The sequence below is a fragment of the Caulobacter sp. UC70_42 genome (assembly GCF_044056025.1).
Lineage (GTDB): Bacteria > Pseudomonadota > Alphaproteobacteria > Caulobacterales > Caulobacteraceae > Caulobacter.
Genome location: NZ_CP171994.1, coordinates 703969 through 725806, shown reverse-complemented (window position 1 = coordinate 725806; position 21838 = coordinate 703969). Strand labels below are relative to the sequence as shown.

At 68.7% G+C, this 21838-nt stretch carries 18 protein-coding genes and 1 pseudogene; 5 read left to right on the top strand and 14 right to left on the bottom strand.

The features are described 5' to 3' along the window. Nucleotides 1-15: 15 nt before the first annotated feature. The 4 genes from ACHMW8_RS03760 to ACHMW8_RS03745 are packed head-to-tail and all read right to left on the bottom strand — an operon-like array spanning nucleotide 16 to nucleotide 2906. Nucleotides 16-957, bottom strand: a complete 942-nt coding sequence (locus ACHMW8_RS03760; protein ID WP_395444795.1) for a bifunctional riboflavin kinase/FAD synthetase — start codon at nucleotides 955-957, stop codon at nucleotides 16-18. Beyond that, the gene (locus ACHMW8_RS03755; protein ID WP_199743345.1) at nucleotides 957-1382 is read right to left on the bottom strand and encodes a MaoC family dehydratase; all 426 of its coding nucleotides are present in this window, start codon (nucleotides 1380-1382) and stop codon (nucleotides 957-959) included. The genes ACHMW8_RS03760 and ACHMW8_RS03755 overlap by 1 nt, the downstream gene beginning before the upstream one ends. Nucleotides 1383-1401: 19 nt before the next feature. Beyond that, on the bottom strand, nucleotides 1402-2262 hold the full coding sequence (locus ACHMW8_RS03750; RefSeq protein ID WP_395444794.1) for a TIGR01459 family HAD-type hydrolase: 861 nt from the start codon (nucleotides 2260-2262) through the stop codon (nucleotides 1402-1404). Nucleotides 2263-2309: 47 nt separating this feature from the next. Then, on the bottom strand, nucleotides 2310-2906 hold the full coding sequence (locus tag ACHMW8_RS03745; protein WP_395444793.1) for an aspartyl/asparaginyl beta-hydroxylase domain-containing protein: 597 nt from the start codon (nucleotides 2904-2906) through the stop codon (nucleotides 2310-2312). Between the two features lie 104 nt (nucleotides 2907-3010). Between ACHMW8_RS03745 and ACHMW8_RS03740 the strand changes: the two genes are divergently transcribed. Both ACHMW8_RS03740 and ACHMW8_RS03735 read left to right on the top strand, forming a co-directional pair. After that, nucleotides 3011-4030: an aspartyl beta-hydroxylase gene (locus tag ACHMW8_RS03740; RefSeq protein ID WP_395444792.1), complete on the top strand. Its 1020-nt coding sequence runs from the start codon at nucleotides 3011-3013 to the stop codon at nucleotides 4028-4030. Nucleotides 4031-4060: 30 nt separating this feature from the next. Further along, nucleotides 4061-4627 (top strand): NnrU family protein, encoded by a 567-nt coding sequence (locus ACHMW8_RS03735; RefSeq protein ID WP_395444791.1) that lies wholly within the window; start codon nucleotides 4061-4063, stop codon nucleotides 4625-4627. On the opposite strand, the gene ACHMW8_RS03730 is transcribed toward ACHMW8_RS03735, so the two are convergent. The 3 genes from ACHMW8_RS03730 to ACHMW8_RS03720 all read right to left on the bottom strand — a co-directional run bounded on the left by ACHMW8_RS03730 (nucleotide 4624) and on the right by ACHMW8_RS03720 (nucleotide 7578). After that, nucleotides 4624-5310: a 2OG-Fe(II) oxygenase gene (locus ACHMW8_RS03730; protein ID WP_395444790.1), complete on the bottom strand. Its 687-nt coding sequence runs from the start codon at nucleotides 5308-5310 to the stop codon at nucleotides 4624-4626. The genes ACHMW8_RS03735 and ACHMW8_RS03730 overlap by 4 nt on opposite strands. After that, the gene (locus tag ACHMW8_RS03725; RefSeq protein ID WP_395444789.1) at nucleotides 5307-6044 is read right to left on the bottom strand and encodes a methylated-DNA--[protein]-cysteine S-methyltransferase; all 738 of its coding nucleotides are present in this window, start codon (nucleotides 6042-6044) and stop codon (nucleotides 5307-5309) included. The genes ACHMW8_RS03730 and ACHMW8_RS03725 overlap by 4 nt, the downstream gene beginning before the upstream one ends. Nucleotides 6045-6303: 259 nt before the next feature. After that, nucleotides 6304-7578, bottom strand: coding sequence for an EAL domain-containing protein (locus ACHMW8_RS03720; protein WP_395445890.1), 1275 nt, complete (start codon nucleotides 7576-7578; stop codon nucleotides 6304-6306). A gap of 298 nt (nucleotides 7579-7876) precedes the next feature. On the opposite strand from ACHMW8_RS03720, the gene feoB reads away from it, so the two are divergent. Further along, nucleotides 7877-10117 (top strand): ferrous iron transport protein B, encoded by a 2241-nt coding sequence (gene feoB / locus ACHMW8_RS03715; RefSeq protein ID WP_395444788.1) that lies wholly within the window; start codon nucleotides 7877-7879, stop codon nucleotides 10115-10117. A gap of 6 nt (nucleotides 10118-10123) precedes the next feature. Here the strand turns inward: feoB and ACHMW8_RS03710 are convergent, their stop codons facing one another. The 3 genes and pseudogenes from ACHMW8_RS03710 to ACHMW8_RS03700 form a co-directional block, all read right to left on the bottom strand. Then, on the bottom strand, nucleotides 10124-11149 hold the full coding sequence (locus ACHMW8_RS03710; protein ID WP_395444787.1) for a helix-turn-helix domain-containing protein: 1026 nt from the start codon (nucleotides 11147-11149) through the stop codon (nucleotides 10124-10126). A gap of 248 nt (nucleotides 11150-11397) precedes the next feature. Further along, nucleotides 11398-12276 carry a 3-hydroxybutyryl-CoA dehydrogenase gene (locus ACHMW8_RS03705; protein ID WP_125155327.1) on the bottom strand — a complete coding sequence of 293 codons (879 nt, stop codon included), beginning with the start codon at nucleotides 12274-12276 and terminating at the stop codon, nucleotides 11398-11400. 138 nt (nucleotides 12277-12414) lie between these two features. Beyond that, nucleotides 12415-13461 (bottom strand): annotated as a pseudogene (locus ACHMW8_RS03700) (lysine-2,3-aminomutase-like protein). A gap of 115 nt (nucleotides 13462-13576) precedes the next feature. On the opposite strand from ACHMW8_RS03700, the gene ACHMW8_RS03695 reads away from it, so the two are divergent. After that, nucleotides 13577-14980: a hypothetical protein gene (locus tag ACHMW8_RS03695; RefSeq protein WP_395444786.1), complete on the top strand. Its 1404-nt coding sequence runs from the start codon at nucleotides 13577-13579 to the stop codon at nucleotides 14978-14980. Here ACHMW8_RS03695 and epmA read toward each other — a convergent pair. Then, nucleotides 14977-16038, bottom strand: a complete 1062-nt coding sequence (gene epmA, locus ACHMW8_RS03690; protein ID WP_395444785.1) for an EF-P lysine aminoacylase EpmA — start codon at nucleotides 16036-16038, stop codon at nucleotides 14977-14979. The two genes, ACHMW8_RS03695 and epmA, sit on opposite strands and share 4 nt — an antisense overlap. Nucleotides 16039-16157: 119 nt before the next feature. Here epmA and efp point away from each other — a divergent pair, with 119 nt between their 5' ends. Then, nucleotides 16158-16724 (top strand): elongation factor P, encoded by a 567-nt coding sequence (gene efp / locus ACHMW8_RS03685; protein WP_125155331.1) that lies wholly within the window; start codon nucleotides 16158-16160, stop codon nucleotides 16722-16724. A 73-nt stretch (nucleotides 16725-16797) separates the two neighbouring features. On the opposite strand, the gene ACHMW8_RS03680 is transcribed toward efp, so the two are convergent. From ACHMW8_RS03680 to ACHMW8_RS03670, 3 genes are all read right to left on the bottom strand, one after another. Continuing rightward, nucleotides 16798-17322: a hypothetical protein gene (locus ACHMW8_RS03680; RefSeq protein WP_395445889.1), complete on the bottom strand. Its 525-nt coding sequence runs from the start codon at nucleotides 17320-17322 to the stop codon at nucleotides 16798-16800. After that, complete coding sequence (locus ACHMW8_RS03675) at nucleotides 17213-20821, bottom strand: ice nucleation protein (protein ID WP_395444784.1); 3609 nt, start codon at nucleotides 20819-20821, stop codon at nucleotides 17213-17215. The genes ACHMW8_RS03680 and ACHMW8_RS03675 overlap by 110 nt, the downstream gene beginning before the upstream one ends. 87 nt (nucleotides 20822-20908) lie before the next feature. Continuing rightward, a complete protein-coding gene (locus ACHMW8_RS03670; RefSeq protein ID WP_125155333.1) occupies nucleotides 20909-21829 on the bottom strand; it encodes a LysR family transcriptional regulator in 921 nt (306 codons plus the stop codon). Nucleotides 21830-21838: the final 9 nt, after the last annotated feature.

The window sequence follows — 21838 nt, the reverse complement described above, 5'->3', positions numbered from 1 at the left end:
GGGAGGGAAAAATAGTTAGAACCCCGGCGCCACGATCGCCCGCGCCGCCTGCTCGTCGCGGTGGATCTGTTCGATCATCAGCTCAAGGCTGTCGAACTTCAGTTCTGGGCGCAGGAAGGCGATCAGGTCGGTTTCGATGATCTGGCCGTAGAGATCCTCGTCGAAGTCGAACAGCCAGGTCTCCAGCCGCGTCTCGACCATGCCGGTGGTGGGATTGTTGCCGAGATTGGCCACGCCGGGCACCTCGCGGCCGTCGGGCAGACGGGTGCGGGTGGCGTAGACGCCGAGCTTGGGGACGACATAGTCCTCGACCTCGACATTGGCGGTGGGGAAGCCCAATTGGCGGCCCAGTTGCTGGCCCCGGCGCACCACGCCCTCGATGGCGAAGGGCCGGCCCAGAATGCGGGCGGCCTGGTCCGGCTCGCCGTTGCGCAGCGCGTCGCGGACGCCGGTCGAGGAGAACTTGTCGCCGTCGCGGCTGGCCACGGGTTCGGCGATCGAAACGGTGAAGCCGTATTCGTCGCCATAGGTCTTCAGCAGGTCGGCGCTGCCGCTGCGGCCGCGACCGAACGAGATGTCGAAGCCGGCGGCGACGTGCTTCACGCCCAGGCCCTCGACCAGCACCTTTTCGACGAACTCTCGGTCGCTGAAGCTGGCCATCTCGAAGTCGAACGGCAGCAGATAGAGCAGGTCGACGCCGAGGCCGCCCAGCGCCCGGGCCTGCTGGCCGTGGGTCATCAGCTTGAAGGCCGGTTCGGTCGGCCGGAACAAGCGGCGCGGGTGCGGATCGAAAGTGATCACGCCCAGCGGCGTCTTGTCGGCCAGGGCCGCTTTCGCGGCCTGGGCGATCACCTGCTGGTGGCCGCGATGCACGCCGTCGAAATTGCCCAGCGCCACGGCGGCGCCGCGCTCGTCGGCGGGGAGGTTCTTCCAGGCGTTGACGGTCTTGAGCGGCATCAGGCGGCCTTGCGCGGAACCATGACCACGGCCTCGCCATCGACGACCGCCTTGCCGCCCACCTTGCAGACGGTGGCGAGGGTGACCTGGGCCTTGGCCTCGTTGATCTCGGAGATGGTGACCACGGCGGTGACCTCGTCGCCGATCTTGACCGGGCGTTTGAATTTCAGCGTCTGCGACAGGTAGATCGCGCCCGGCCCGGGCAGGGTGGTGCCCAGCACCGCCGAGATGTAGCCGGCCGACAGCATGCCGTGAGCGATGCGCTCGCCAAAGCTGGTCGTGGCCGCGTAGTCGGCGTCCAGGTGCACCGGATTGGTGTCGCCGGTCACCTGCGCGAAGGCGACGATGTCGGCCTCGCCGACCTTGCGGACCAGCTGCGCGGACTGGCCGACGCTCAGCTCTTCGAGAAACTTGCCCTGCATCACGATCCCCTTGTTCTTGTTGTCACCAGACCAGGTCGCCGATGGCGTGGGTCGCGCCCACGGCCTCGGCGTCGAGCAGGGCCCGGACGGCGTCCGGGATCAGCAGGCCATCGGGACCGATCGCCTTCTCGCCATGGATGCCCTTGGCGATGAACAGGCAGGCCAGCCTCTGGTCGTGGGCGCCCTTGACGTCGGTGATGACACCGTCGCCGATGCACAGCACGCGGTCGCGGTCGACCGGACGGCCCAGCAGCTGCGCCGCCTCGGCCACGGCCAGATCGTAGATCGCGGCATAGGGCTTGCCGGCCATGATCGCCTTGCCGCCCAGGGTCTCATAGAGATCGGCCAGGGCCCCGGCGCAGAAGATCAGGCGTTCGCCGCGCTGCACGACGCGATCGGGATTGGCGCAGATGAACAGCAGCCCCCGGTCGGCGGCGACCTTCAGGCGATCGCGATAGTCCTCGGGGATTTCCTTCTCGTCCTCGTAGAGGCCCGAGCACAGGATGAAGTCGGCGTCCTTGGGGCCCGCCAGGGTCAGGTCGAAGCCCGCCCACAGCGGTCCGTCGCGCTCGGGACCGATCTTCCAGACCTTGGTTCCCGTGTGCGGCGTCAGCAGGGCCCGGGTCGCGTCGCCCGAGGTGACGAAGCCCTGCCACGCCGAGCGCGGCACGCCCAGGCCGTCCAGCTGAGCGACCACGTCGTACGAGGGGCGCGGCGAATTGGAGATCAGCACCACCGGACCCTTGGTCTGGCCCCACCGGGTCAGCGCCGCGCAGGCTTCGGGAAAGCTCTCCACCCCGTTGTGGATCACGCCCCAGACATCGCACAGCACCACGTCGTAGCGGTCGGAAAGGGCGGAAAGGCCAGCGGGAAAGTCCATCATGGATTGGGCGGTAAAGCTCGCGGGAGTGGGCGTCAACCAGGAGCCATCTAGGCGTTCGCGCCCTCGGTCGCCAGGGCCAGGCTCATCTGTTCGGCCAGCCAGTCGTTCATGCGGGCGTCGATGACCAGGTGAACACGGTCCGTGGCCCCGCGATTGGCCGCCGTATGAGGGTCGGACAGGCGCAGGTACCAGGCCTCGCCCGGGGCCAGCGGCGCGGCGACGCCGTTGACCCTGAACTCGACGTCCGGATTGCTGGTGATCGGGATATGAATCCGCGCCTTGCCGCCCTCGGCGCACAGGTCGAGGTCGGTATGCTCCTTGATCACCGAGCCGGGCGCCAGCTTCATCAGCCGCACGCTGGTCAGCGGGCATTCGAAGGCGGCCAGGACCGCCTGGAAATAGGCGCAGGCCTCGAGGAAGGGCGTGGGAACGTAGTCGGTGCGGACCGGGTCGGAATAGATCATCCGGATCGGATGGGTCTCTCCGGTCATGCAGCGCAGGGCGATGGCGCTCCAGTCGCCGTCATAGTTCTGGCGGACGAAATGCGAGACCCAGGTCGTGTCGGCCTCGACCCGTGCGAGATCCGCGCGCAGCCGGTCCGGATCGAAGGCCAAGGGCAACCGCACGCGGTCTGGGAAGCGCATGATTTCAGCTTATGATAGTGTTCCGCGCCGCTACAAGCGTTGATCTTCGGGAACTCGAATGACCCTCGCACCCAGCTTGGCGGCCTTCGAGCGGCTGCTCTCAGATGCGGATCTTCGCGTGCGTCTCGCCGAGGAGCAGGACATCGGCGCGGTCGCTGTGGCGCTGGGTCTGGAACAGCCCGGCTGGCAGGCTCAGCCGATCCCGGCTCGACCAGGCGCCGCCGCCAGGCTGGCTGCCGGCCGCGACCGACGACGACCGGGTGTCTTGGCGGTGGTTCGGGCGCCGGGGGCTGCACGACGGCTTCTACGCGCACGAACTGCAGACGGCGGGTTTTCTGGCGATCAACCGGCTGTTCGCCGTCGAGACGCCGCTCTCGGCGTTGCCGTCGGGTTCGCGCGCGCCGGACGGCCTCGTCTTTCACATGTCCCGCTGTGGCTCGACCCTGATCGCGCGAATGCTGGCGGCCGATCGCGACGCCACCGTGATCTCGGAGGCCCAGCCGATCGACGCGGCGGTGCGGACCGGCGACCCGACCCTGCTGCGCGCCGTGGTCGCCGCCTTCGCCCGGCCGCGCGGGATCGGCGAGGCGCGGCTGTTCCTGAAGCTGGATTGCTGGAACAGTCGGGCGCTCCCACTGTTTCGGGCGGCCTTTCCCGACACGCCCTGGATCTTCTCCTACCGCGCGCCCGTCGAGGTGATGGTCTCCCACGCCCGCCGCGCCGGAAGCCAGATGGTCCCCTCGCTGGTTCCGTCCTCGATCCTCGGATTGGCGTGGGGGAACCCGCGGGATCCGCTCTATCATGCGGCCGTTCTGGCCAGCGTCTGCGAGGGCGCGCTGGACGGCTGGGCGAGCGGCGGCGGGCTGCTGATCGACTACAGCGACCTGCCGGAGGCGGTGTTCACGCGGGTGATGCCGCATTTCGGACTGACGCCGGCTTGCGACGTCGAGGCGGCGATGCGGGCGGTCGCGGGCGTGAACGCCAAGGTCCCGGGCGAGGCCTTCACGCCCGACAGCGAGGCCAAGCGCCGCGAGATCAGCCCCGCGATCGTGGCGGCGTGCGAGGGCCGCCTGGCGACCGCTCACGCGCGGTTGCGCCAGCTTTCGGAAATCGTCGTTCCGTGACTATGATCCCGGGATAAGCGGGAGGGGCCGATGACGATACTGATCCTGGGGCTGGCGCTGTTTCTGGGCGTCCACTCGGTGCGGATCCTGGCCGCGCCGTTCCGCAACGCCCAGGTCGCCGCCAATCCGGGGCGCTGGAAAGGGCTCTATTCTGTCATCTCGGCCGTCGGGCTGGGGCTGATCATCTGGGGCTGGATCCAGTTCCGGCCGATGGCGCCGCAGCTCTACGACCCGCCGCCCTGGGGCCGTCACGCCGCGATGGGCCTGGTCTGGATCGCTTTCGTGCTGCTGGCCGGCTCGAACGGGCCGGTTGGACGGATCAAGGCGACCGTGCGCCACCCGATGCTGCTCGGGACCATCCTGTGGTCGGCCGGCCACCTGCTGGCCAATGGCGACCAGGCCTCGGCGCTGCTGTTCGGGGCGTTTCTGGTCTGGGCGATCGTGGACCTGATTTCGGCGCTGGGACGCGGGGAGCCGGCGCCGGTGGTGACCAAGCCGATCGCGGACGTGATCGCGGTCGTGGCGGGCACGGCGCTGTATGCGGTGTTCGTGGTCTTCCTGCACCGGCTGCTGTTCGGGGTCTCGCCGTTAGGCTAGGTGGCGTCGTGGAAGATGACGCCCAGGGTCCGCCGCCGGCCTGAGCGAATCTCGCTCACGCCATGCCGCAGCACGCGACGGTGGACGCCGCGCACGCCCTCGGCCGGCCGTTCGCGCACCGCGAAGATCACGCCCTCGCCTTGTCTCAGCGGCACGACCTGCGGCGCGCTCTGTTGGCGGGGCCGCTGCTCGACGATCACGAACTCGCCGCCGTCGAAGTCCCGGCCCGGCTCGTCCAGCAGGAACGCCGCCTGCAGCGGGAAGACGTGCTCGCCGTAGAGATCCTGGTGCAGGCAGTTGTAGTCGCCGGGACCGTAGGTCAGCAGCAGGGGCGTGGGCCGGGCCTGGCCGGCCTCGCGGCAACGGGCCAGCATGTCGTCCAGTGCTTCAGGGAACCGGCGGTCCTCGCCCAGACGCTCGGCCCAGCGGTTGGCGATCGTCGACAGCGGACCGTAGAGGCGCTGCCGGAGCCGCTGCACGACGTCCGGCAGGGGATAGCTGAAATACTTGTACTCGCCGCGTCCGAAGCCATGGCGGGCCATGACCACCCGACTGCGGAAGCCCGCGTCCTGGAGATAGAGGTCGGCGATCCCCTGGCAGGTCTCGGGCTTCAGGATCGGGCCCGTCAGGGCCCAGCCGCGCCCGTCGAGCTCGGCGCCGATGCGAATCCAGTCGAGTGTCACGCGGCCACGCGCGCCCCTTCACGCGCCAGGAGGGCCTGCTTGCGTTCGACGCCCCAGCGGTAGCCCGACAGGCCGCCATCGGCGCGGACCACGCGATGGCAGGGCGTGATCACCGCCAGCGGATTGGCCCCGCAGGCCTGGGCCACGGCGCGCGCGGCGCTGGGCCGGCCGATGGCGCGGGCGATCTCGGCATAGGAGGCGGTCTGGCCGGCCGGGATCTCGCGCAGCGCGCCCCAGACGGCCTTCTGCAGTTCGGTGCCTTGCGCGTCGGTCGGCAGGTTCGGCGCGCGGTCGGGATGATCGACCAGATCGGCCACCGCCTTCAGGTCGACGGCCAACCCTTCGGCGTCCGGCGCGATGCGGGCGTGCCTGAAGCGTTTTTCCAGGTCGGCTTTTAGCGCCTCGACCTCGTCGCCCAGGGTGACCAGGCGCAGGCCCGCGTCCGAGCGGGCGACCAAGGCCAGGCCCAGGCTGGTCTCGCCGACGGCCCAGCGCAGGGTCTCGCGATTGATGTCGGGCTTGCAGCGCAGGCAGGCGCGCAGACCAGCGGCGCGGGCGTCTTCCCGGGTGGCGTAGAAGGCGACGTTCTTGCGCAGCGGACGGCCGCCGCAGCTGCCGACGCAATAGACGCCGGTGGTGCGCACGCCGATATAGAAGGCGCCCTCAGCGGCGCGGTCCTTGGCGCGCATGGCGTCCCAGCGCGCGTCATCATCGGGATAGGTCGAAGCGATCATGGGGATCTCCTTTCGTAAGGAGACCATGCGCCGGACTATGCCGGCGATCATTCCGAAGCTTGCGGCTCCGCGCCCAAAGCTGTCAGCAGTCTAGTGTCCCGATTCCGAAGTTCGCAAGCGTTTGTGGCAAGCTCCGACGAACTTCGGAATCGATAAGGACACTAGTAAGTTTATGTTTCTAGTGTGCTTTTTTGGATTTGAAGTTCGCTCAGAGCCTGATCCAAGTACGGGCGAACTTCAAATCCAGCACACTAGGGGCCTACCAGCCGACGGCGCGGCGGCGCAGGGCGCCGCGGATGAAGTCCTGCGGCGGCTCGGCCTCGGCCAGCACCGCGTCGCGGATGGCGCGCGGTTCGCCGAACAGGTGGCCTTGGCCGTAGCCGATGTCGAGATCCAGGATGTCGACGATCTGCTTCTCGGCCTCGACCTTCTCGACGATGACCTCGATGCCATAGCGGCGGGTCAGGGCGGCGAAGTCGGCGGCGTTCAAGTCGGGCAGCGAGGCGATGACCAGCTTGCCGTCCTGCTCTTCCAGCTGGTCCAGCATCATCTGGGCGCCGACCTTCAGGTAGCGGACGTCGGCGCGGGCCAGGTCCTGGAAGTCCAGGTCGAGGTCGTTGACCTTGTCGAGGCTGAAGCTGAAGCCCAGGCTGGCCAGGCGGGCCATGTGACGGGCTTCGACCGGACCCCGGCGATCGAACGCCGCCTGGCCCAGCTCGAAGATCACCGCGCCGGCCAGGTCCTTGTTGGCCTGCATGAATTCCAGGAACTGCGGGAAGAAGCTCTCGTCGCCCAGGCTGGCCAGGGAGATGTTGCAGAAGATCCCGACCTTGCGATCCTGCTTGGCCAGACGACGGACGATCTGCACGCAGCGGAACAGCAGCAGGTTGTCGATGGCCGTCATCAGGCCTTCAGGCTCGGCCACGGCCAAGTACTCGGCCGGCATCATCACGCGGCCGGTTTCGTCGCGCAGGCGCGAAAAGCTCTCGTAGAACACGGTCCGGCGCTGGGGCAGGCTGACGATCGGCTGCAGGTAGAGGTCGACGCGGTTCTCGGCCAGGGCGTCCTGCACGACCTGAAGCATGTGGCTGGTCTGCGGCGCGCGTTCGCGGCCCAGATTGTGACTGCGGGCCGAGGCGGCGGCGACCTGGTGGCTGAGCTGGTGCTCCAGCCGGTCGTTCATCTGACCGATCAGGTCTTCCAGCTGATGGACCTCGGTCGACAGCTCTTCGGTGCGGCGCTGGGCGTCGGCGGCGACCGACTCCACGAGATCCGACACGCGCGCGTCGACCTTCTCGATCTGGTCCAGCAGGATGGCGTGAGCCTCGCGCACGGTGTCGATATCGCCGCGCAGCGCGGCGGCCAGGAAGGTCTGGCCCAGCAGGCCGTGGAAGGCGAAGCACAGCCCCAGCGCGCCGATGAAGGCCGAGACGCCGACAGCCGGGGCCGCGCCCATCCTCCAGAGGAAGAGGGAGACGATCAGAGCCAGACAAAGATAAGCCCCCGTCAGGAGCCCCAGCATCAGCCTACGCATCATTCGCCCATACGAATCGTAACACGCAATCAGACCGACCCACGGTCGAAGAGTCGAATCTATTAACGACCCTGCGCCATTCGGTCCCAACAGCCCGCTGGCCCGCCCGGACCGGATGTTCCATCCGAGCCGGATAAGCAGGCAAGCGCTTCTCGGTTACGGGTCTTCCGGCCGTCGAACCGCAAACACGCTTCGGCGGAACACCCTTAAGGGACGATCATAACCCAAGACGCGCGGATCGTTGAATCGACATTGGCCTCTTCGACTGATAATCGTTCGCAATCTAATCGGAGCCATTATGTCCGAAGCGTTCGCGTTGTCCCCTCAGTTCAATCCCGCCGATACTCTCGACGTGCGTCCCCTGGCCACGGCCGGGCGGGGCGATCGCGGGGTGATCGTCAAGGTCACCGGCGTGTCCGGCGCGGCCGAGGCCGTGGTGGCGGAGGAGCTCGAGCGACGCCTGCTGGAGATGGGCTTCGTCGAGGGCGCGGCCATCGAGGTTCTGCATGAGGGCCTGTTCGGCCGCGACCCGATCGCCGTGCGCGTCGACGACACCCGCGTGGCTCTGCGCCGCCGTGAAGCCGGCGCCGTCACCGTGAAATTCGACGGAACTCTGACCTTGCCCCTCGATACTCCCTTGAGCCAGGGCCCTGGCGTCGTCGCCAAGTCCGAGCTCACCGAGCCCGCTCGGGTCGCCCTGGTCGGCAACCCCAACTCCGGCAAGACCGCGCTGTTCAACGCCCTGACCGGCAGCCGCCAGAAGGTGGCCAACTATGCCGGCGTCACGGTCGAGCGGAAGGAAGGCGTGCTGACCACGCCCTCCGGCCGGCAGATGCGCGTGCTCGACCTGCCCGGCACCTATTCCCTGCGGGCCCGCAGCCCCGACGAGGTGGTCACCCGCGACGCGGTGATCGGCAAGCTGGAGGGCGAACTGGCTCCCGAGGCGCTGATCTGCGTGGCCGACGCCACCAACCTGCGCCTGGTCCTGCGCCTGGCCCTCGAACTGAAGCAGGTGGGCCGGCCGTTCGTGCTGGCTCTCAACATGTTCGACATCGCCCAGCGCCAGGGCCTGCGCATCGATCTCGAGCGCCTGTCCCAGGAACTGGGCGCGCCGATCGTCACCACGGTGGCGACCCGCAAGCGCGGCCTGCCCGAGCTCCTGGAACAGGTCGAGGCCCTGGTCGCGGCCCGCAAGGTCGAGACCGAGAACGTCTGGCACGAGCCGACCGCGAGCGAAATCCGCGTCGCCCACGCCGAGGCCCAGCGCATCTTCAAGGCCTGCGTGAAGCCGCCCGAGCGTCCGGACACCGTCACCGGAAAGATCGATGACGTGCTGCTGCACCCCGTCGCCGGCGTCCTGATCCTGATGACCCTGCTGTTCGTGATGTTCCAGGCGGTGTTCACCTGGGCCACGCCGGTCATGGACGGTATCGACGGGGCCTTCGCGGCCATCGCCGGCTGGACCAGCGCCCACCTGCCGGCGGGCCTGGTGACCAGCTTCATTTCCGACGGCCTGATCGCCGGCGTCGGCAGCGTGCTGGTCTTCCTGCCGCAGATCCTGATCCTGTTCTTCTTCATCCTGCTGCTGGAAGACAGCGGCTACATGGCCCGCGCGGCCTTCCTGATGGACAAGATCATGGGTGGGGCGGGCCTGCATGGCCGGGCGTTCATCCCGCTGCTGTCCAGCTTCGCCTGCGCCATTCCGGGCATCATGTCGACGCGGGTGATCGACAACAAGGAAGACCGGCTGACCACCATCCTGGTCGCGCCGCTGATGACCTGCTCGGCGCGGATCCCGGTCTACACCCTGATCATCGGCGCCTTCATTCCCAAGCAGACCGTCTGGGGCGTGCTGTCGCTGCAAGGCCTGGTCATGTTCGGCCTCTATGCCGGCGGCATCGTCAGCGCCCTGCTGGTCTCGTTCGTCATCCGCCGGGTGTTCTGGCGAGGCGCGGTCGAGCCTTTCATGATGGAACTGCCGACCTATCGCTGGCCCGAGCCGCGCAACGTGCTGATGAACCTGTGGACCCGCGCCCGGATCTTCATGAGCCGCGCCGGCCGGATCATCCTGCCGCTGATGGTCCTGGTGTGGGTGCTGTCGACCTTCCCCTATCCGCCGGAGGGCGCGACGGGTCCGGCCATCGACTACAGCTTCGCCGGCCGCATCGGTCACTTCATCGCCCCGGTCATGGCGCCGATCGGCTTCAACTGGCAGATGACGGTCGCCTTGATCCCGGGCTTCGCGGCTCGCGAGGTCGCGGTGGCGGCGCTGGGCACGGTCTATGCGGTCGGCGGCGACGGCGACGCGGCCGCCACGACCCTGGGCTCGCTGCTGGCCCACCAGTGGTCGCTGGCCAGCGCCCTGTCGTTCCTGGCCTGGTACGTCTTCGCCCCGCAGTGCGCGGCGACCCTGGGCGTGGTCAAGCGCGAGACCAACGGCTGGACCTGGCCGACGGTGATGTTCGTCTACATGACCAGCCTGGCCTATCTGGCCTCGTTCGTGACCTATCACGTCGCCGTGGCGATGGGCGCGGGCTGAGGTCTGCTACAGGCCCTTTAGCCAGACGAAGACGTCGTCGGGGCGCTCCTGGGCCGACAGGCCCTCCTGGCGCGCCGCCTCGCCCAGCTTGCGCAGCCGGCCGGGCGTGACGCCGAACCGGGCCCGGAAGGCGCGGCTGAAGTGGGCGTCCGACCGGAACCCATGGCGATAGCCAACCTCGGCCAGGGTCATCTGCTCGGCGCGGTCCTGAAGGATCACGTCGAAGGCCTGGTCCAGTCGCCGCCGCTGGATGAAGGCGCTGACGCCGCCGGCGGGTTCGAACACCTTGTAGAGCTGGCTGCGCGACACGCCCAGGTGCTCCCGCACCGTCTCCGGTGACAGGTCGGGATCGTCCAGCCGCCGCTCGACGAACTGCTGGCCGGTGATCAGCAGCACCTTCTCCAGCGGTCGGGGATCGGCGCCCATCGGTTCACCGCAGGCCAGGATCGCGCCGCTCACCAGGGCGACCGTGGCCCTGGCGGTCATCGGCGCCTCGGCCGGCGTCATCGTCTCGATCGACTCCCACAGGGCGCGCAGGTGCGAGGCCAGCATCCTCCCCGTCGGGCTGGTCTCCGCGACTACCCGGCCGTGGAAGTCGAGGCCGGCGGCCCTGGAATCCAGCAGGCCTCGCGGGATCATCAGGTAAAGCGTGACGTAGGGGCTATCGATCGTCGAGCGGTAGGGCCGCGCCATGTCCACCAGCCGGATCGCGCCCATGTCGCTGCTGGCTTCGCGGCCGTCATAGTCGGCGCGCCAGACGTTCTTCCCCAGATCCAGCACCGCCATGACGGTGTCCGTCGGGTCGGCCATGATGTGGGTGAGCTTGCGCTCGAACCGCTGGGGAACGCCGACGCAGCGTGCGAAGACGACAGGGCCAAGCTGGTACCCTTCCAGCTGGTTGTGGAAGTCCGCCTCGGGCGACAGCAGGGTGATGTCGAACAGGTGCGCGCAGGCCTTGCGGTACGTTTCGACGGCGTCGGGCTGCTCGCGGGCGTCCAGCACCCATAGATCCCGACTTAGACGGTCACTCACGCGGAAGCCTCGCCGAACGGCCGAGAACTCATCCCGGCGAAAATCCCAGAGCAATAGAATGTGGATCGTCGGTCAATGACAGAGCCGGGTCGCCGCGCGAGAACAGGGGGCATGTCGCGCGCCGGTGGGGTACAGGCGCGCCATGCCCAGAGCCTCCTCCTTCGCGGAACCCAGGAGGTGGTGGGGCGGTTCGTCGGCGCGTGTCCTGATCGCGCCGACGAAACGCTGGGGCCCTAGCGGGGCAGGCCCTAGCGGGTCGGAACCGGGACTTCGCCGCGATAGTCGTAGAAGCCTCGGCCGGTTTTCTTGCCCAGCCAGCCGGCCTCGACATACTTCACCAGCAGCGGGCAGGGACGGTACTTGCTGTCGGCCAGGCCTTCGTGGAGCACGTTCATGATGCTCAGCACGGTGTCCAGGCCGATGAAGTCGCCCAGCTCCAGCGGGCCCATCGGATGGTTGGCGCCCAGCTTCATCGCCGTGTCGATGGCGTCGACCGTGCCCACCCCTTCATACAGGGTGTAGATCGCCTCGTTGATCATCGGCACCAGCACGCGGTTGACGATGAAGGCGGGGAAGTCCTCGGCGTTGCTGGTGATCTTGCCCAGCGATTTGGCGAAGGCCACGGCCGTCTCGTAGGTCGGCACGTCGGTGGCGATGCCGCGGATGATCTCCACGAGCTTCATCAGCGGCACCGGGTTCATGAAGTGCAGGCCGATGAAGCGCTCGGGACGATCCGTGGCCGAGGCCAGGCGCGTGATCGAGATCGACGAGGTGTTCGAAGCCAGCAGCGTGTCGGGCTTGAGGTGCGGCTGCAGGCTGCGGAAGATCGACTTCTTGATCTCCTCGTTTTCCGTGGCCGCTTCGATGGCCAGGTCGGTGTCGCCGATGGTCTCCAGGCCCTCGGCCGCGGAGATGCGGGCTAGGGCCGACTTCATCGCGGCGTCGTCGATGATGCCGCGACCGACCTGACGGGCCATGTTCTTCTCGATCAGGGCCAGACCGGCGTCGATCCGCTCGCGCGAGACGTCATGCAGACGCACGTCATAGCCGGCGAGGGCGACGACATGGGCGATGCCAGACCCCATCTGGCCGGCGCCGATAACGCCGACCGTCTTGATTTCACTCATAAAAGCCAAGCCTTCGCTTGAATTCGCGCCGGACATTCGCGCCGGACCCTGGGATGTGCCGACTTTTCTAGCACGAGAAAGCCCGCGCTCGCCAAGGCTTTGCTGCGATGCAACGTGAGCGTGGTTGTTAGGCGGAGATCACGCCGTGGGCGGATAGGCGCGGACCGCGCCGTCCGGGTCCTCGATCGCGCTCCCCCCAGGTCCTTGCGAGACGTAGTTCGGTCCGACCGGGACCTTGCCGTGGCCGCCGGGGATGTTCGAGGACATAGGTCGGCTGGGCCAGGCCCGAGACCGTCCCGCGCAACGCCTTCATGATCGCCTGTCCCTCGGCCAGAGTTCGTGCGCAGGTGGGCGGTGCCCGGCGCGTGGTCGCCATGGTGCAGGTAGTAGGGGCGGATTCGCGTCTCGACGAAGGCCCGCATCAGGTCCGCCAGCGCCTCGGCGTCGTCGTTGACGCCCCGCAGCAGCACCGTCTGGCTGACCATCGGGATCCCGGCGTCGACGATCCGGGCGCAGGCGGCGCGGGCGGCCGGAGTCAGCTCGCGGACGTGGTTGGCGTGCAGGGCGACATAGACGGTCTTGGTCGTGCGTTTCAGCGCCGCGATCAGGTCGTCGGTGACCGCGTCCGGATCGACGGCGGGCACGCGCGTGTGGAACCGAACGATCCTGACGTGGGGGATCGCCTCCAGGCGGTCCATCAGGTCGGCCAGGCGGCGGGGCGACAGCACGAAGGGGTCTCCGCCGGTGACGATGACCTCCCGAGATCTCCGGTCGGCCGGCGATATAGGCGAAGGCGGCGTCCAGCTGGGCCGGAGTCAGGTTCGCCAGACCCTCGGGCCCGACCATTTCGCGGCGGAAGCAGAACCGGCAGTAGACCGCGCAGGTATGAGTTGGCTTCAGCAGCACGCGGTCGCGATAGCGATGGACGATCCCTTCGACCGGACTGTGGACATTGTCGCCGATCGGATCGCCGTCCTCGCCGGGGCTGCTGATCAGCTCCTCGGGCGAGGGGATGAACTGACGGGCGATCGGGTCGTCGTCACGGGCGGGATCGATCAGCTCGGCCATGGCCGGGGTGACCGCCACGGCGTAGCGCGCCGCCACCGCCTCCAGCGCCGCCAGGCGCTCGGGCGGAACCAGCCCGGCCTCGGTCAGGGACCCGACGTCGCGGAGGGTTTTCCCCAGGTTCGAGAAGGGGGGGACATGAGGCGCGGGGATATGCGGGATTTCCGGGCCGGAGGCAAATTACGGGTCTGTTCAGCTCTGGCCCTTAACCGTGACCGCGAGGCGGAGGACCATCGTGACCCAGGACAGCGCGATCGCTCGCAACGTGGCGCCCTTGGCGGCGGCCCTGGTCATGGCGACGGTCTTCCTGTTCCTGCCCCAGGTGCTGAACGACGGCGACACCTACTGGCACATGGCCACGGGGGAGTGGATCCTGGCCCACGTCCGCGTCCCCGACCGTGATGTCTTCTCCTATACGCAGGCCGGCCGGCCGTGGGTGGCGCACGAGTGGCTGTCCGAGGCGCTGATGGCCCTGGCCGCGCGCCTGGCCGGTTGGGCTGGGGTAACGGCGCTGTTCGCGATCGCCATGGGCGGCGCGGCCTGGATGCTGGTCCGCCGGCTCTCGCTGCGGCTGGGCGGCCTGACCCTGATCACGACGACGGTGCTGGCCCTGGCCTGCATGAGCGGCAGCCTGCTGGCGCGACCGCACCTGTTCATGCTGCCGATGCTGATCGCCTGGACGATCGAGATGCTGACGGCCCGCGACGAACATCGGGCGCCGCGCCTTTGGTTCGCCCTACTGATGATCCTGTGGGCCAATCTGCACGGCAGCTGGGTGTTTGGCCTGGTGGTCGCCGGCGCCTTCGGGCTGGAGGCGCTGGCCGAGCCGAACGCCGACAAGCTGAAGGTGCTGCGCGGCTGGGGCCTGTTCGGTCTGGTCAGCCTGGTCTGCGCCGCGATCACCCCGCACGGGCCGGCGGCGCTGCTGTTCCCGTTCCAGGTCACCAGCATGGCGGTGCTGCCGCACATCACCGAGTGGCGGGCCGAGGACTTCTCGCACGTCTCGACCTTCGCGATGGTGCTGCTGGCGACCCTGTTCGTCTGCCTGGGACGAGGCGTGAAGGTCCCGACCGTCCGGCTCCTGCTGCTGCTGACCTTGTTGTTGATGGGCCTTCAGCACATCCGTCACCAGCTGGTGCTGGCCGCCATCGCGCCGCTGCTGCTGGCGGGGCCGCTGGCCGAGGCGCTGGGCCATGAGCCGGCCAGGCCCAAGCCGTCACGGGCCCTGCTGGCCGGCTTCGGCATGGCCTGCGTCCTGTTGCTGGGCGCTCGCCTGGCCTTGCCGCTACAAAGGGTCGACGGTCTCAACAGCCCCGTCACGGCCCTGGACAGCGTGCCGGCCGAGCTCCGGACCCAACCGGTGCTCAACGGCTACGGCCTGGGCGGCTACCTGATCTACAAGGGCGTGAAGCCCTTCATCGACGGGCGCGCCGACATGTACGGCGACGCGTTCAGCAAGCGGTACTTCCAGGCGGTCGAGCCCGACCCTGTCGCCCTGCGCAAGCTGCTGGCAGACTACCGCGTGGCCTGGACGATCTTCACGCCGGACGATCCGGTGGTGGCGCTGCTGGACCAGGATCCGGCCTGGCGTCGGATCCACGCGGACCCCTATGCGGTGGTCCACCGGCGAGTGAATTAGGCGTCCGCCACCGGCGTCCAGACCACGTCCTCGATCCGACGGGCGCCGGTGGCCAGGAGAACCAGGCGGTCGAAGCCGAGGGCGGATCCCGAAGCTTCGGGCATGTGCTCCAGGGCGGCCAGGAAGTCCTCATCGACCGGATAGCGCTCGCCGTAGATGCGGGCCTTCTCGTCCATCTCGATCACGAACCGGCGGCGCTGCTCGGCCGGGTCGGTGAGCTCTCCGAACGCATTGGCCAGTTCAACCCCGCAGGCATAGAGCTCGAACCGTTCGGCCACGCGCGGGTCGGCGTCCTTTGGGCGGGCCAGGGCGGCCTCGCTGATCGGATATTCGCACAGCACGGTGGCGCGGCCTTCGCCCAGTCGCGGCTCGACCTTCTCGACGATAACGCGGCTGAAGACGTCGGCCCAGCTGTCGTCGTCGGCCACGCGGATCCCGGCGACGCGGGCGGCGGCGGCCAGGGCGTCGCGGTCGGTCGAGCCGTCGGCGGCCACGCTGGCCAGCAGGTCGACGCCGGCGTGTCGGTGGAAGGCCTCGGCCACCGACAGGCGCTCGGGCTCGGCGAACGGATCGCAGGCCATGCCCCTGAAATCGAAGCGCTTCGCGCCCGCCGTCTCGGCCGCCAGAGCCAGCAAGGTCGCGCAGTCGTCCATCAGCGCCTGGTAGGGTGCGCCGGCCCTGTACCATTCCAGCATCGTGAACTCGGGATGGTGCAGCGGCCCGCGCTCGCGGTTGCGCCAGACCTTGCCCAGGCTGAAGATCCTGTCCTCGCCCGCCGCCAGCAGTTTCTTGCAGGCGAACTCCGGCGAGGTGTGCAGGTAGAGCGGACGAGCTTCCCCCGAGATGGTCAACGCCTCCGTTGCGAAGGCGTGCAGGTGCGCTTCGTTACCGGGCGAGATCTGCAGGGCCGCGGCCTCCACCTCCTCGAACCCCTCGGCTTCGAACCAGGCACGGAACGCCCGAGTGATCCGGTTGCGGGCTAGCAGGAACGGGCGGCGGTCGGCGTGGACGTCGCTACGCCACCAGGCGGCGCCGTGGGGGGGAGGGGGCTGGGACAAGAGCGGAAACCGAAGAAGCTGGAGATTTCGCCCCGTTCGCTATAGGAGGGCGGGCACGGATCAATAGCATGATCGCGCCCGCGGCCTCGCGCGCGCTTTCCACCGAGGACGAAACTTAAGTGAAGGTCGCAGCCAGCTCGCTCCGCAAAGGCGCCGTCGTCGACATGGACGGCAAGCTCTACGTCGTCTTGACGGTCGACAACATCCACCCCGGCAAGGGCACCCCGGTGACCCAGCTGAACATGCGCCGCATTTCGGACGGCGTGAAGGTTTCGGAACGCTACCGCACGACCGAGCAGGTCGAGCGCGCCTTCGTCGACCAGCGTGACCACACCTTCCTCTACCAGGACGGCGACGGCTATCACTTCATGAACCCGGAAACCTTCGACCAGGTCGTGGCCACCGAGGAGGTGATCGGCGACGCCGCGCCCTACCTGCAGGAGAACATGACGGTCCAGCTGTCGACTCACAACGACGTGCCGATCGCCATCGAACTGCCGCGCACCATGATCCTCGAGATCGTCGACACCGAACCGTCGGTGAAGGGACAGACCGCCTCGTCGTCCTACAAGCCGGCCCTGCTGAGCAACGGCGTCAAGACGACCGTCCCGCCCTACATCACCGTCGGTACCCGCGTCGTGATCCTGACGGAAGACAACTCGTATCAGGAACGCGCCAAGGACTAAGTCCTTCGGAGCTTCGAAACGCGAAAGGCCCGACGGGAAACCGCCGGGCCTTTTTTGTTCGCGGTTCCCAGGTCTAGAGGCCGATGGCCTCCAGTTGGGCGACGCTCATGGCGTCCAGCTGGGCCGCGGTCAGCTTGTTGACCTGGGCGCGCGACAGGCCGCTCAGCTGGTTGGGACTGAAGGCGGCGATCTGCTCGCTGGTGAAGCCCGATATCTGGCTGGGCATGATCTGGCCGATCTGCTCGCCGGTGAGGCTGCGAATGGCCACGGCGGGCAGCTGGCCGACCTGGGTGGTGGTCAGGGCCCCGAGCTGCGCGCCGGACAGGCGCGCCAGGCCTTCGGCCCCGAACGCCGTCAGCTGCTCGCCCGAGAAGCCGCGCACCTGGGTCGCCGACAGGCCGCCAAACTGTTCGTCGCTCATGCCGTTCACCGCCGCTAGCGACAGCGCGCTGATCTGGGTGTTGGTCAGGGCCGCGACCTGGGTCCGGTTAAGCTCGCCAATGTCGGTGGGGGTCAGACCGCGCACCTGCACGGGCGTCAGCGCCGAGATCTGGCCGGCCGAGAGCGCCGCCACCTGGGTGACGTTCAGGGCCGAGATGTCGGCGGCCGAGAAACCTTCCAGCTGGCCCGCGCCCAGGGCGCCGATCTGGGTGGCGGTGAACTCGCCAATGTCGGCGGCGCTGAACCGCTCGATCTGGCTGGTCGTCAGGCCCGCGCACCTGGGCGGTGGTCAGGCGGGCGAACTGGGTGGCGTCCAGGGCCGAGAGAATCTCGCCGCTGACCGCGCCGATCTGGGTTCCGGACAACACCGCCACCTGGGTGGTGGTCAGGGCCCCGAAGGCGCTTGCGTCGAGGCTGGCCACCTGGGTCGTCGACAGGCCCGTGATCTGGCTGGTGGTCAGGCTGGTCAGGCGGGAGGTCCCCAGGGCCGCGAAGGCCGTGGGCGACAGGGCGCCCAGCTGGGTCGGGTTCAGGTTGGCGACCTCGGTCGAGGTGAGATTGGCGATGAACGAGCCGGACAGGCCCGCCATCTGGGTGGCGCTGAGCGTCGACAGGCGCCCCTTGAAGACGCTCTCGGGCAGTACGGCCAACTGGGTTGGCGACAGGCCCGCGAACTGGGCGGCCGTGAGGTCGCCGATGGCGGTCGTGCTCAGGCCGCCGATATTGGTGGTCGACAGCGCGCCCAGCTGCGAGGGGGTCAGGCCGTCGACCTGGGTCGCGGACAGCTCGGCGAAGTCGGTGGTCGACAGGCTGGCGATCTGGGTGGTGCTGAGGCTCTGCACCTGCGCCGCCGACAGGCGGGCGACCTGGGTGGCGTTCAGGGCGGAGAAGGCCGTCGGCGTCAGGGCCGACAGGAACGAACCGGAGAGGCTGCCAACCTGGGTGACGGCCAGGGCGGACAGCTGGTCGCCGGTTATGGACCCGGCCTGGGTGGTCGACAGGCCGGCCAGTTGGGCGGAGGTGAAGCCGGCCACCTGGGTGGCGCTTAGCGCCGGCAGGGCGTCGCTGGCCAGGGCCCCGACCTGGATCGAGCTGAGCGCCGCCAACTGGGTCGCCGATAGCCCGCCAACCTGAGTCGATTGCAGGGCCGAGATCTGCGACGGGGCGAGCGCGCGGAGCTGGGCGGTGCTCAGGGCGGCCAGTTGGTCCGGCTTGAGGGCCGCGACGTCGGTGGCCGGGAGGCCGCCAAGCTGCGACGCGGCGATCGCGGCCACCTGGGTCGTGCTCAACTCGCCCATGTCCTCGGGCGTCAGGCCGCGCAGCTGGGTGGCGTTCAGGCCGCCGATCTGGGTGGTCGTCAGGGCCGCGACCCGGGCGGCGTCCAGCGCCGAGAAGGCGGTCGCCGTCAGGCCGCCGATCTGTCCTGCGGTCAGCAGGCGGAGGCGCTCGGTCGCGATCGCCGCCACCGCCGTTCCTGTCAGGCCTGCCAGCTGGCTGGCGCGCAGGCCGGTCCACTGGGTGGTGTTGAGATAGGTGAGGTCGGTCGCGTCCAGGCCGCCCAGCTGGGTGGCGGTGAGGCCCTGCACCTGGGTGACCGCCAGGCCCGCCCACTGGGTGGCGTTGAGATTGCCGATCGTCTCCGGCGACAGGGCGCCCAACTGCATGCCGGTCAGGGCCGCGATCTGGGTGGGGGCCAGAACGCCAAACATCGTTGTGGCGAAGCCCTTCAACTGCGTCGATGTCAGACCGCGCAACTGAGAGGCGGTCAGCTGCCGCAGGCTTTCGGGGCTCAGGCGGCCCAGATTGGTCACCGACAGCGCGCCGAGCTGGCTGGCGTTGAGGCCGCCCAGCTGGGTGGCGCTCAGGTTCGCGGCGATGTCGGACGGCAGGCCGGCCATCTGGTCGGTGGTCAGGCCGCGCAGCTGGCTGGCGCCCAGGGCCGCGATCTGGGCGGCGCTGAGGCCGTCCAGAGCCGTGGTCGACATCTTGCCGATCTGGGTGCTGCCCAACAGGCTGACGGCCGTGGTCGACAGGTGCGGGACCAGGACGCCGACCTGGGTCCCGTCCAGGGCGCCGATCTGCGCGCTGCTCAGCTCGCCGACATCGTCGTCGGTCAGGCCCTTCAGCTGGGTGGTCGTCAGGCCGCGCATCTGCACGACATTGAGCCGCGCCGTCTGGGTGGCGTTCAGGGCCGACAGCGATTCGGACGTCAGGCCGCCGATCTGCGTGGCGCTCAACGCGGCGACCTCGGTGGCGGTCAGCCGGCTGATGTCGGTGGGCGTCAGCACCTTCATCTGCGTGGCCGTGACGCCCTTCAGCTGCAGGCTGGTGAGCGAGGCGACGCCGCGCAGCGTCGCGAACTGGGTCCCCGACAGGGCGCCGATCTGGTCGAAGGTCAGGGCCCCGACCTGCTCGGTCGTCAGGGCGGCCAGGTCGCTGGTCGACAGGGCCTTCACCTGCAGCGGCAGCAGGGCCTTGATCTGGGTCGGGGTGAACGCGGCGAAGTCCTCGTCCGACATCCCCGCCAGCCGCTCCGGCGGGAGCTCGCGGATCTGGGCGGCGGTGAAGGCCTTCAGCTGGGCGCGGGTGAACTCGTTGAAGTCGTCGCCGTTCAAGCCCTTCAGCTGATCGGGCCGCAGACGGGCGATCTGGCTGGCGCTGAGCGCGGCCACGTGGGTGGCGTCGAGGCTGGAGAAGGCTGTGACCGACAGCCCGCCGACCGCCACCGGATCCATGGCGGCCAGCAGTTCGGGCTTGAGGGCGTCGACCGCCGTCACCGACAGGCCGCCCGTATGGTTGCCGGACAGGCCGGCGATCTGGGTCGGCGTCAGTTGGTTCAGGAAGTCAGCGCCGGCGCGACCGATCTCCACGGAGGGGAGGCTGCGGATCTGGGTCGGCTTGAGCGCGGCGATCCGCTCGGGACCCAGGGCCTTCAACTGTTCGGCGGTCAGGGCCGACATCTGCAGGGCGCTGGCGCCGGCCCACTGTTCGGGCGTGGTCAGGGCGATGGCGGCGGCGTTCAGACCTTTTAGGGTCGGCACCGAGAGCCCGGCGAACTGAGCGGGGCTCAGCGCGCCGACCTGCTCGGCCGACAGGCTGGCGAACTGGGTCTGGGTCAGGCCGCCGATCTGGGTGGCGCTAAGAGACGCTAGCTGCTGGTTGCTGAACTCGCCGATGTCGGAGGGGGGCAATTGCCGCAGCTGGGTCGGGGTCAGGGACCGCACCTGGGCCAGGGACAGGCTCTGGATCTGGTCGCGCGACAGGGCTGCGACGGCCGTGGACGACAGGGCGACGATCTGGGTCAGGGCCAGGCTGTCCAGGGTGGTGGTGCTGAGCTGCGCGATCGTCGTGCCCGACAGGGCCTTCACCTGGACGGCGTTCAGCAGCTTCAACTGCTCGGCGCTGAAGGCGACGGACGACGACAGGCGCGGCAGCTGGGCGGTGGTCAGGGCCGACAGCTGGGTCTTGTTGAACTTGGCGAACTGCTCGGCGGTCAGACCGCCTATGGCCGTGGCCGAGATCGCCGCGACCTGGGCCTTGGTCAGCTTGGCGAATTCGGATGGTGGGGCCTCGGCCAACGCCGAGGCGCTCAGCGTCGCGATGCGAGCGGCCGACAGGCTGGAGAGGGCCGAGCTATCTGAAACGCCGGCGACCATCGCTACTCCACTTACTCCGCGCGCCGTAGGCGCCGCCAGCACGATCGCACGAATCGCAAATCCACTTTAGGTGGAAATTAATACAGTTTAAACTATATTTCCAATTCGCGCGTAGCGGGTCAAGCCTTCGACCAGGGCGTCGAAGACCAGGCGGACCCGGCGCACGTCCTTCAGGTCCTCGTGGGTGACCACGAAGGTTTCCAGGTCGATGGCGAACAGATCGGCCATAACCCGCTCCAGCATCGGATCGCGCGCGGCCAGGCCGACCTGGCAGATGCCAAGACCCAGGCCGGCCCGGATCGCCGCCAATTGAGCCACGTCGTTGTCGGTGCGGAAGGAAAAGTCCTCGACCCGCAGGTCGAGACCCAGGCCCATGGCCTTGATCGCCCGTACGCCGATCGTTTCGCTCTCGTAGCCGATCAGCGGCATGCGGCGGGCTTGCTCCATCGTGGTCGGCCGACCCCAGGCGTCCAGCACGCGCTTGTGGGCGTGCATGCCCAGGCTGATGGCGCCGATCCGCCTGGCGACCAGGGCGTCCTGCGTGGGCCGGACCATCCGCACGGCGATGTCGGCCTCGCGGCGCAACAGATCCTCGCTGCGGTTGGTCAGGGCCAGCTCGAAGACAAGGCCCGGATGGGCTTCGCGCAACTCCGCCAATATCGCCGGCAGAACCTCCATGCCGACCACCTCGCTGGCGGTGATCCGGACCACGCCCGAGGCCGCCCCCGCTTCGGCCGAGGCCGCGCGGGCCAGGGAAGCGGCGGCCAGGGCCATGGCCCGGGCGTGCTGGGCCAGGTCCTTGCCCAGCGCCGTCGGCGTCAGGCCCGAGGGCGAGCGGGTGAAGAGCGCCACGCCCAACTGGGCCTCCAGATCCTCAATCCGCCGACGCACCGTGGGCTGGGCGGCGCCCAGTTGGCGAGCGGCGGCCGAAAGGCTGCCGGTATCGACCACGGCCAGAAACGCGCGCTGACGCTCCCAGTCGACGGCGGTGGGCGGATCCAGGCTCATATATTTTTG

Excerpts from the sequence above, each read along its gene's own strand:
- ACHMW8_RS03760 (WP_395444795.1), bottom strand. The coding sequence starts at position 957 with ATGCCGCTCAAGACCGTCAACGCCTGGAAGAACCTCCCCGCCGACGAG.
- ACHMW8_RS03750 (WP_395444794.1), bottom strand. The coding sequence starts at position 2,262 with ATGATGGACTTTCCCGCTGGCCTTTCCGCCCTTTCCGACCGCTACGAC.
- ACHMW8_RS03745 (WP_395444793.1), bottom strand. The coding sequence starts at position 2,906 with ATGCGCTTCCCAGACCGCGTGCGGTTGCCCTTGGCCTTCGATCCGGAC.
- ACHMW8_RS03740 (WP_395444792.1), top strand. The coding sequence starts at position 3,011 with ATGCGGATCTTCGCGTGCGTCTCGCCGAGGAGCAGGACATCGGCGCGG.
- ACHMW8_RS03735 (WP_395444791.1), top strand. The coding sequence starts at position 4,061 with ATGACGATACTGATCCTGGGGCTGGCGCTGTTTCTGGGCGTCCACTCG.
- ACHMW8_RS03725 (WP_395444789.1), bottom strand. The coding sequence starts at position 6,044 with ATGATCGCTTCGACCTATCCCGATGATGACGCGCGCTGGGACGCCATG.
- ACHMW8_RS03720 (WP_395445890.1), bottom strand. The coding sequence starts at position 7,578 with ATGCGTAGGCTGATGCTGGGGCTCCTGACGGGGGCTTATCTTTGTCTG.
- feoB (WP_395444788.1), top strand. The coding sequence starts at position 7,877 with ATGTCCGAAGCGTTCGCGTTGTCCCCTCAGTTCAATCCCGCCGATACT.
- ACHMW8_RS03705 (WP_125155327.1), bottom strand. The coding sequence starts at position 12,276 with ATGAGTGAAATCAAGACGGTCGGCGTTATCGGCGCCGGCCAGATGGGG.
- ACHMW8_RS03675 (WP_395444784.1), bottom strand. The coding sequence starts at position 20,821 with ATGGTCGCCGGCGTTTCAGATAGCTCGGCCCTCTCCAGCCTGTCGGCC.
- ACHMW8_RS03670 (WP_125155333.1), bottom strand. The coding sequence starts at position 21,829 with ATGAGCCTGGATCCGCCCACCGCCGTCGACTGGGAGCGTCAGCGCGCG.